Source organism: Blautia luti (genome assembly GCF_013304735.1).
Lineage (GTDB): Bacteria > Bacillota > Clostridia > Lachnospirales > Lachnospiraceae > Blautia_A.
This window is the reverse complement of record NZ_JAAITI010000022.1, coordinates 52,960-61,729: the sequence shown is the minus strand read 5'-3', so window position 1 is coordinate 61,729 and position 8,770 is coordinate 52,960. Positions and strand designations below refer to the sequence as shown.

The following is an 8,770-nucleotide window of genomic DNA, read 5'->3' as shown; positions in this document are numbered from 1 at the left end:
AATGCAGTAGTGGGAGAAGCAAGAATCCCCCTGCTTTAGCTGTGGGGAGTGTCAATGAGTCGTAGGATTTCCTGTTCTACGGCTTTTTTTCTTGTCTCGAAGAGTTCTTTGCGGTTCTGGTAGGTGCTGCTTCCCTGGTTGCACCATTCAAAGAATTGTTTGATGTCTTTGATTTCCAGGCCGGAGGCTTTGAGGCATTCGATCATGCGGAGGGCTTCCAGTTCGTGGTCGTTGAATTTTCGGATGCCGGATTCGCGTTTGAGGTTGGGGAAGAGGCCTTCTTTGTCGTAGTAGCGTAGGGTGGAGACGGGGAGATGGAACATTTCGGATACTTGGCCGATGCACACTCCACGGCTGGCTATTCAGGTCAGCAGCATCATGAATGCGCCGGAGGAAGCTTTTGACAAAACAGTTGCTTATGTGCGGATCTGCGGCGGCGGTATGCTGGTGATCGTGACGTATAATCTGATCGGTTGTATTTTCAGGGGGATTGGAGATTCCAGAACGCCGTTATTTACAGTTGCCGTTGCATGTGTATTCAATATTGCAGGGGACCTGATCCTCTGTGCGGGATTTAAGATGGGAACGGCAGGAGCTGCTTTTGCAACTGTATTTGCACAGGTTATCAGTGTGATCGTTTCCTTTGGCGTTATCCGCAAAAAAGAGCTGCCTTTTGAAATGCATAAAACGGATATCGGGGTCCACGGCCGGACTCTCCGGAAAATGGTGGGGCTTGGAGCACCTATCGCATTGCAGGATCTCCTGGTAAGCATTTCCTTTCTGATCATCCTGGCTATTGTGAATTCCATGGGAGTAACGGCATCTGCAGGTGTTGGCGTTGCAGAAAAAGTCTGTGCGTTTATCATGCTGATCTCATCTGCGTTTATGCAGTCCATTTCTGCTTTTGTGGCGCAGAATTACGGAGCGGGACGCATGGACCGGGCAAAAAAAGCTCTGCATTATGGTGTGGCGGTTTCTTTTGCCATTGGTGTTGGAATGTTTTTCCTGTCATTTTTCCATGGAAATGTGCTGGCGGGAATTTTTTCCTCCGATGCAATGGTCATCGAGGCAGCGGCAGATTACCTGAAAGCTTATGCCATTGACTGTCTGTTTACGGCAATCTTTTTCTGCTATATCGGATTTTATAATGGAATCGGTATGACGAAGTTTGTAATGATCCAGGGAATCATAGGTGCTTTCTGTGTGAGAGTTCCGGTGTCATGGTTTATGAGCCGCAGAGCCGGTGCGACGCTGTTTGATATCGGGCTGGCAACACCGTTTTCTTCGATCCTGCAGCTGGTGCTGTGCCTGGGATGTATGTTGTATCTGAGAAAGAAAAAATGGGTATAGGATACCGTGTAAACGTTTTCAGGAATGTGGTCTGTCCGTCAGTAAAAAACTGTGCTAAAATGAGCAGAGAGTAAATTGTCAGAGAAAGATGTGGACGAAGCGACAGAATGCAGAAGTCTGACTGACAAATAAAACAAGAAAAAGAAACACAGATCATAAATATCAGGAGGAAATATCATGGAGAATATTTTTCACAGAGTAAGTATCCGTAAATATGAAGATAAACCCGTGGAGAAAGAGAAAATCCTTCAGATCCTGAAAGCCGGTATGCAGGCGCCAAGTGCATGTAATCAGCAGCCGTGGGAATTTTATGTTGTGACAGATAAGGAGAAGATCCAGGAGCTTTCCAAAGCAACTCCTTATTCCGGATGTGCAGGTGGTGCGCCGGTTGTGATCGTTCCGGTATATCGGAAAGAAGGTCTGGTTGTGCAGGATATGGCACAGATCGACATGTCTATCGCCCAGGAAAATATCTGGCTGGAAACGGATGCACTGGGACTTGGCGGTGTGTGGATCGGAATTGCGCCGATGCAGGATCGCATGGATCTGGTTCATGATATTCTGAAGCTTCCGGAGAATGTGGAAGTTTTTTCCCTCTTTGCCCTGGGATATCCGGCAGAGAGCAGGAAGCAGCAGGATCGTTTTGACGAGAGCAGGATCCATTTTGTAGAATAATGTATGCATCGGGCTGTGTCAGAATACAATGAAGAATGGCAGAACATATGGTTTTCTGGTACAGCAGGACAGATGTGATAGATAGTAGAACAGAATCGAGGACAGAAAAATGGAACATATAGCAAGAGACGAAGCATTTGCATTATTAAAAAAATACAACAAAGATCCTTTTCACATCCAGCATGCACTGACTGTGGAGGCAGTGATGAAATGGTATGCAAAAGAGCTGGGCTATGGCGATGACGCAGAATACTGGGGCATTGTAGGTCTGCTCCATGATATTGATTTTGAACTTTACCCGGAGGAACACTGCCTGAAAGCACCGGAGCTTCTCCGTGAGGCAGGTGTGGGAGAAGATATCATTCATGCGGTGGTTTCTCATGGATATGGAATTACTGTTGGCTGTGGAGCTACCATTGAGACTGCGCCGGAGCATGAGATGGAAAAAGTCCTTTTTGCAGCGGATGAGCTCACCGGTCTGATCTGGGCAGCGGCGCTGATGCGTCCGTCCAAGAGTACCAAGGATATGGAGCTGAAATCCCTGAAAAAGAAATATAAAAGCAAAGGTTTCGCGGCAGGCTGTTCCAGAGAAGTGATCCAGCGAGGCGCAGATCAGCTGGGCTGGGATCTTGCGAAGCTTCTTACCATGACACTTCAGGCTATGGCAGAAAGCGAAGATGAGATCCAAAAAGAGATGGATGCGGAAGAAGCCTGAATATAGTGAAAGACACCAATAAATCTTCTGATATTTTGTGCAGAATACATTTTGCAGAGCCGGGATTTTTGCGATAAAATATAAGTATAGGAACCGGAAAACTGCATTATGAAAGAGGTGAAGGGTATGAAGGAATACGAGATCATTATTGAAACTATTAATCCCTGTGGTGGTGATCGCCATTCTCAGCAAGAGATCGTTGAAGCAAAGATTGAGAGCCCGGAAGCTTATGTCAAAGAAAAAGGAAGATTTCCAATCATTGATAAGATTGAGAATCCCGACGGCGGGGTTGTGATCGTGACCGGTGATGGAAAAGGATACATGGTAAGATATACATTTTCTGAATAATGGGTAATGCGGCGTATGTGACGGAAAACGGATCATAAAGTGGAGTATGGATCTGTTTTACATATATGCCGCATTTTTATTGCTTTTTCGTGATCGGGCAAAAAAATCCTTGACCTAAAGCAAGGAGCTTGGAGTTGGTTTTAACACCCCATCCATTATCCGTTTTCCATTTGAAAAAATGGTGCGGGAGAATAAGAATGTAAATCTGGTGCGGCTGAACCTGGATGAGGCAGTGATACCGGAGAGCTTTGGTAAAAGGGGAATCGGGATCAACCGGGATCTTTGTGAGAGCTTGGATGATATCAGGAAGAATATGTAATAGGAGGGGAGAATCTTATGGAGCAGAAACAACGTCTCGATTATCTTGTAGAAAAATTTAAAGAGGATTCTGGAGAATACAGTGATCTTGCAGTACCGGATTCCGAGCCGGAGAAACGAAGGATCCTCCGGTCTTTAATGAATATCCGCATGCCCCGTCATCTGGATGCTGAGGTGCAGGAAGTACAGGATGCATTTCTTCAGGAAGATGCCCGGGAAAAAGGAATCGTGACTCTGGACCAGATTCCCACAGTAAAAGACAGCTGCAACAGCAGAGATGTTTTTGCAGAAAAAATCTCTATCTGGCAGGGAGACATTACCAGACTTCAGGTGGGAGCTATTGTCAATGCTGCAAACTCCCAGATGCTGGGGTGTTTTGTTCCATGCCATCGATGTATTGACAATGCGATACACTCTGCGGCCGGAGTAGAGCTTCGGGCGGAGTGCAGCCATCAGATGAACCAGAAGCGCATCCGATATGGGCGAAACTATGAAGAACCCACAGGCCAGGCTATGCTGACAAAAGGCTACAACCTGCCGGCGGATCATGTGATCCATACCGTTGGCCCCATTGTATATTATGAGGTCACAGATGCACTTCGCCAGGATCTTAAGAACTGCTACGAAAACGTTCTCAGATGCTGCATGGAACATCAGATCCGGAGCGTAGCGTTCTGCTGCATTTCCACAGGAGAGTTTCATTTTCCAAATAAAGAAGCCGCAGAGATAGCAGTGGATACAGTAAAAAGATTCCTGGAAAAACACGGAGATGCTTTTGACCGGGTGATCTTTAATGTGTTTAAGGATATGGATCTGGAATATTATATGCGACAGTTTTAATTGAATCAGATAAGTCCTTAGCGAAGATGCGAAAAGTAAGAAACAACGAATGCGAATGATTTTATCTGTCTGAATATGAAAGGAAGAAGTTTCTGCTTAAGCAGCTTCCGGTGCAGCATTATCCGCCAGCTGACTGCGGAACAGTGTTCGGAAGATCAGTCTCACAAGCGGTCCCACAAAGAAAATCTGCAGGCAGAAAGCAACCGGGAAACAAAGCACTGCCAGCTGCAGCCAGTTGGTAAACCAGTTTTGTACACCGTTATGCAGAAATGTTGCAAACAATGTAATAGTCGGAACAATGAGACATACAGTAAAAGACTGAATGGCAAGGATGATAAAAATCGGTTTATCCACGCCAGGAGTGACAATACGGAAAGCTAGTTTCTGAGCAGTTTTTGTGATCAGGAAAAAGATCAGGCAGAAAACAACCACATACTCAACCCACATCTCCCGGATCGCCATGGAAAACACTTGTGGTGTCAGACTGCCCATATTCAGGGAAATCGTGTAGCAGGTCATGGAAAACACCATAAAGAAAACCATGATCAGTGTAAAAATGATACTTTGAAATTTTGTTTTTGGCATGATGAGCCCTCCTTGTTTATTGAATGAAAGTATGAAATAGGATTTCAGCACAAAAAAAGACACCAAATATGCCCCGGCCATCAGACATCAGCCAAAGCGATATTTAGTGTCAGAAAAATCCATATTCAATTTGCACGAGGATTATTATAGCAGATTTTTTCAGGAAAAGTAAAGAGAAAAATTCTGCGAGAAATAGATGCCTTTTATTTTTGAAATTGAAATGTGCACAAAAAAACGCATGCAAATTTATAAAATATGTATAAATTATTTGTTGAAATTTTATAAAAAAAGGAGTAAAACATTAGATAAATAAAAAAGAGAAATGCATGGAACAGGACAGACCACAAAAAGCATGCCGGATTACAGAGAGCCGCAGGCTGATGAGAAGCGGCAGAAGGTATTTTGTGATATCACCTGGGAGCATCCCGCTGAATAGAAATCTTTAAGTAAGCCGGGACGTAGTCTTCACGTTACAGAAGAGGCTGTTTGAAGAGACAGCACTAAGTGGTTGTATTTAGTGATAAATATGATAATACAAAGTGGTACCACGGAACATTCCGCCTTTGTTATCCGAAAGGATAGCAGGGGCTTTTTTAATATATAAAATAAAAGTAAAAAACACAAAGGAAAGAGAGTTGATATTATGAACGGAATAACAATGATGATCATAGCCATTGTAGTTCTCGGAGGCGCATATCTTCTGTATGGCCGTTATCTCCAGAACAAATGGGGTATTGATCCAAAAGCAAAAACTCCTGCTTATGAGCTGGAGGACGGAGTTGATTATGTACCGGCCGATACAAATGTAGTATTTGGCCATCAGTTTGCATCCATAGCAGGTGCGGGCCCGATCAACGGACCTATCCAGGCCGCAATTTTCGGCTGGCTGCCGGTTCTGCTCTGGATCCTCATCGGTGGTGTGTTCTTCGGAGCTGTGCAGGATTTTGCATCCATGTACGCATCTGTAAAGAATAAAGGACGTACTATCGGATATATCATTGAAGAGTACATCGGAAAACTTGGAAAGAAATTATTCCTTTTATTCTGCTGGCTGTTCTGCATCCTGGTTGTAGCCGCATTTGCAGATGTAGTTGCAGGAACCTTTAACGGATTTGCCACAAATGATGCAGGAGCTGTTACAAAGGTAGCCGCAAACGGAGCTGTTGCAACAACTTCCATGCTGTTCATTCTGGAAGCTGTTGCACTTGGATTTTTCCTTAAATATACAAAGTTCAATAAATGGATCAACACTGCAGTAGCAATTATATTACTGGTAGCCGCAATTGTTCTGGGACTTAATTTCCCGATGTATGTAAGTCTTGGAACCTGGCATATCATCATTTTTGTATACATCCTGATCGCCAGTGTCGCTCCTGTATGGGCACTGCTTCAGCCACGTGATTATCTGAACAGCTATCTGCTCATTTTCATGATCGTCGGTGCGGTTATCGGTGTATTTGTTGCCAATCCTTCCTGTAACCTGAAGGCATTTACAAGCTTTAACGTAGACGGACAGTATATGTTCCCGATCCTGTTTGTAACCATCGCCTGCGGTGCTGTTTCCGGTTTCCATTCACTGGTATCCTCCGGTACTGCATCCAAGCAGATCAAAAATGAGAAAAATATGCTTCCTGTTTCCTTTGGAGCAATGCTGATGGAAAGTATGCTTGCCATCATCGCGCTGATCGCAGTTGCATCCTTTGCAGACGGCGAGGCAGCAGCACAGGGGCTTACAACACAGCCGCAGATTTTTGCAGGTGCTATCGCAAACTTCCTTTCTGTAGTTGGCCTTCCACATTCACTGGTATTTACCCTGATCAACCTTGCAGTATCTGCATTTGCACTGACCTCTCTTGACTCTGTAGCCAGAGTCGGACGTCTGTCATTCCAGGAATTTTTCCTTGATTCTGATACAGATGAGGAAAACATGAGCCCGTTCCTGAAGGTGGTGACAAATAAATATTTTGCAACAGTTATCACACTGGTACTTGCTTACATGCTTACAAAAGTAGGTTATGCGGAGATCTGGCCGCTGTTCGGTTCCGCAAACCAGCTGTTATCTGTACTCGCTCTTGTAGCCTGTGCAGTATTCTTAAAGAAAACAAAACGTCAGGGCTGCATGCTCTGGATCCCGATGGTATTCATGATGGCAGTTACCTTCACAGCACTTGGCATGACCATCACAAAGCTTTCAAAGGCACTGGTAACAACAGGGCTGGATCTTGGAAACACCTTACAGCTTGTATTTGCAGTATTACTGCTGATCCTTGGTGTACTGGTAGCGATTCAGGGTGTGAAGAAGTTGCTTGAGAAGACAGATGATAAAAAAGCAACAGCATAATATTATCGGATGAGATCACGGATATCTGTTTAGCTGAAGAGGCATGAGTCATATAAAAGACTCATGCTTTTTTGCATCCATGGAACCTTGAGATATCTAGTACATCGTTTTCGAAATAACTATACCACTCACTTGTCTGCGAATCCGATTGCACAGGTCTAAAAGCCTCAGCGTAGCCCGCTACGCCTGCGTTTTTATACCAGCACACTCGAATCCGCATCCTACGCGATTGGTATAGTTATTTACGAAACGATGTACTAGAGACGATTTATGACCCCATGCGCCTGCATTCATTGGGAGTCATTCCAAATTGCTTCTTAAAAGCAGTCTGAAAGTGACTTTGGCTGGAAAAGCATAAAAAGGTGCTGATCGTACTGATGGATTTGTTGGTATATTGCAGCAATTCCTTACCTTCCTCCAGTTTACAGCGCAAAATAAATGCGCTGACGGAAAAACCAAGAGTCTTTTTAAAATAAGAAGAGAAATAGGATTTGCTGAATCCTACATAGGCTGCAACATCACCTACCGTAAGATGCTGGTTTGTGTTTTGCTGAATGTAACGGATCGCTTTCTGAATGCATTCGTCTGTGGAGACGGGTGCTTTTGAATTTGCTACTTTTTCCGCAAAAGAATATCCGATTTTTGACAGAAGGTCATACAGTCTCTCAATGCTGTTCAGCCTCTCTGAGGACTGGATAAAATAATCGGAAAGCTTATAAGCGCTGTCATAATCCAGGCCACCCTCTATTGCAGCCCTGGTGCAGATGGTAGTGGTAATGATTATGTCATTCCTAAGCTGACGAAGCGCAGTAGAGCCGGTAATACCGAGATGATAATTGCTGTCACTGAATTCAATATTTTTAAATCCCCGATAGTTACCGGTCCGTACAAGTCGTAAGATCTGTTCTTCAATTGCATAAGTCTGATTATGCTGTTCGTTCTCCTTGGTCTGGTAGGTTTCCTCCAGTAAGGAAGCGTCTGTCAGCGATATCTGCATAGAAGCGTCCGACTCTGAAGCTGTCAGATGCTCAAGAGTCAGTAATTCTTCATGGATACAATAATTAAGGAACAGACATTTTTTTAATAAGGAATTCATGGAAAGACAGGGAATCTGGCGGAGAAAGCTGTTAAAGTCCGTACGATCATTATTCGGAACTGTGTAATCCCTGTATAATTGCTGCAGGTCAGATTCCGTGTACGGAATATTAGTCACAGGTCCAAAAATAAGAGCTCCGTTTTTCAGATGATCTATCTTTAATGAACAGAAAAAAATGCCATATTTCGTGGTGCAGTATGAAATTCTTTTTTCCTGATCCAGAAGTTCCGCTGTATATTTCTCCGGGGGATATGTGAGATTCGTCTGCTCCGGCATACAAAAGATACAGTTTCCACCTTCAAAAAGATACATCGGAATGTTGGAATCCAGATAATATATTTTAATAAAATCTATCAGATTATATGAATCCTTCATAACAACCCCCATATCATGCATTTATATACTCCATCGTAGTTAATTTTCGCATATAAGTCAATAAAAAAACACTCAATAAAAGTATAAAAATATAAAAAATAGTTTAAATATGAAATAAATATATGCT

Annotated in this window: 8 protein-coding genes, 1 pseudogene and 1 other annotated feature; of the genes and pseudogenes, 6 read left to right on the top strand and 3 right to left on the bottom strand. The window is 43.7% G+C overall.

Features of this window, described 5'->3' with window-relative positions:
- Positions 1-47 precede the first annotated feature (47 nt).
- Positions 48-323, bottom strand: a pseudogene (locus G5B06_RS12315) (MerR family transcriptional regulator); the annotation flags it as partial.
- Between the two features lie 16 nt (positions 324-339).
- Here G5B06_RS12315 and G5B06_RS12310 point away from each other — a divergent pair.
- From G5B06_RS12310 to G5B06_RS12290, 5 genes are all read left to right on the top strand, one after another.
- Entirely contained in the window at positions 340-1,350 is a 1,011-nt protein-coding gene (locus G5B06_RS12310) for an MATE family efflux transporter (protein ID WP_173772173.1), read from the top strand.
- Positions 1,351-1,527: 177 nt separating this feature from the next.
- Positions 1,528-2,025 (top strand): nitroreductase family protein, encoded by a 498-nt coding sequence (locus tag G5B06_RS12305; RefSeq protein WP_173772172.1) that lies wholly within the window; start codon positions 1,528-1,530, stop codon positions 2,023-2,025.
- Positions 2,026-2,134: 109 nt separating this feature from the next.
- Positions 2,135-2,740, top strand: a complete 606-nt coding sequence (locus tag G5B06_RS12300; protein ID WP_021977529.1) for a hypothetical protein — start codon at positions 2,135-2,137, stop codon at positions 2,738-2,740.
- Positions 2,741-2,848: 108 nt separating this feature from the next.
- Positions 2,849-3,088: a hypothetical protein gene (locus G5B06_RS12295; RefSeq protein WP_021977530.1), complete on the top strand. Its 240-nt coding sequence runs from the start codon at positions 2,849-2,851 to the stop codon at positions 3,086-3,088.
- A gap of 336 nt (positions 3,089-3,424) precedes the next feature.
- Entirely contained in the window at positions 3,425-4,246 is an 822-nt protein-coding gene (locus G5B06_RS12290; protein WP_118061837.1) for a protein-ADP-ribose hydrolase, read from the top strand.
- 96 nt (positions 4,247-4,342) lie between these two features.
- Here the strand turns inward: G5B06_RS12290 and G5B06_RS12285 are convergent, their stop codons facing one another.
- Positions 4,343-4,831 (bottom strand): DUF2798 domain-containing protein, encoded by a 489-nt coding sequence (locus G5B06_RS12285; RefSeq protein ID WP_173772171.1) that lies wholly within the window; start codon positions 4,829-4,831, stop codon positions 4,343-4,345.
- Positions 4,832-5,149: 318 nt separating this feature from the next.
- Positions 5,150-5,399 (top strand) — a binding site (T-box leader).
- Between the two features lie 75 nt (positions 5,400-5,474).
- On the opposite strand from G5B06_RS12285, the gene G5B06_RS12280 reads away from it, so the two are divergent.
- Positions 5,475-7,172 (top strand): carbon starvation protein A, encoded by a 1,698-nt coding sequence (locus G5B06_RS12280; RefSeq protein ID WP_173762017.1) that lies wholly within the window; start codon positions 5,475-5,477, stop codon positions 7,170-7,172.
- 268 nt (positions 7,173-7,440) lie between these two features.
- On the opposite strand, the gene G5B06_RS12275 is transcribed toward G5B06_RS12280, so the two are convergent.
- Positions 7,441-8,643: a helix-turn-helix domain-containing protein gene (locus tag G5B06_RS12275; RefSeq protein WP_173762018.1), complete on the bottom strand. Its 1,203-nt coding sequence runs from the start codon at positions 8,641-8,643 to the stop codon at positions 7,441-7,443.
- Positions 8,644-8,770: the final 127 nt, after the last annotated feature.

Coding starts and splice junctions, on each gene's coding strand:
- G5B06_RS12310 (WP_173772173.1), top strand. CDS start 340: ATGCACACTCCACGGCTGGCTATTCAGGTCAGCAGCATCATGAATGCG.
- G5B06_RS12305 (WP_173772172.1), top strand. CDS start 1,528: ATGGAGAATATTTTTCACAGAGTAAGTATCCGTAAATATGAAGATAAA.
- G5B06_RS12300 (WP_021977529.1), top strand. CDS start 2,135: ATGGAACATATAGCAAGAGACGAAGCATTTGCATTATTAAAAAAATAC.
- G5B06_RS12295 (WP_021977530.1), top strand. CDS start 2,849: ATGAAAGAGGTGAAGGGTATGAAGGAATACGAGATCATTATTGAAACT.
- G5B06_RS12290 (WP_118061837.1), top strand. CDS start 3,425: ATGGAGCAGAAACAACGTCTCGATTATCTTGTAGAAAAATTTAAAGAG.
- G5B06_RS12285 (WP_173772171.1), bottom strand. CDS start 4,831: ATGCCAAAAACAAAATTTCAAAGTATCATTTTTACACTGATCATGGTT.
- G5B06_RS12280 (WP_173762017.1), top strand. CDS start 5,475: ATGAACGGAATAACAATGATGATCATAGCCATTGTAGTTCTCGGAGGC.
- G5B06_RS12275 (WP_173762018.1), bottom strand. CDS start 8,643: ATGAAGGATTCATATAATCTGATAGATTTTATTAAAATATATTATCTG.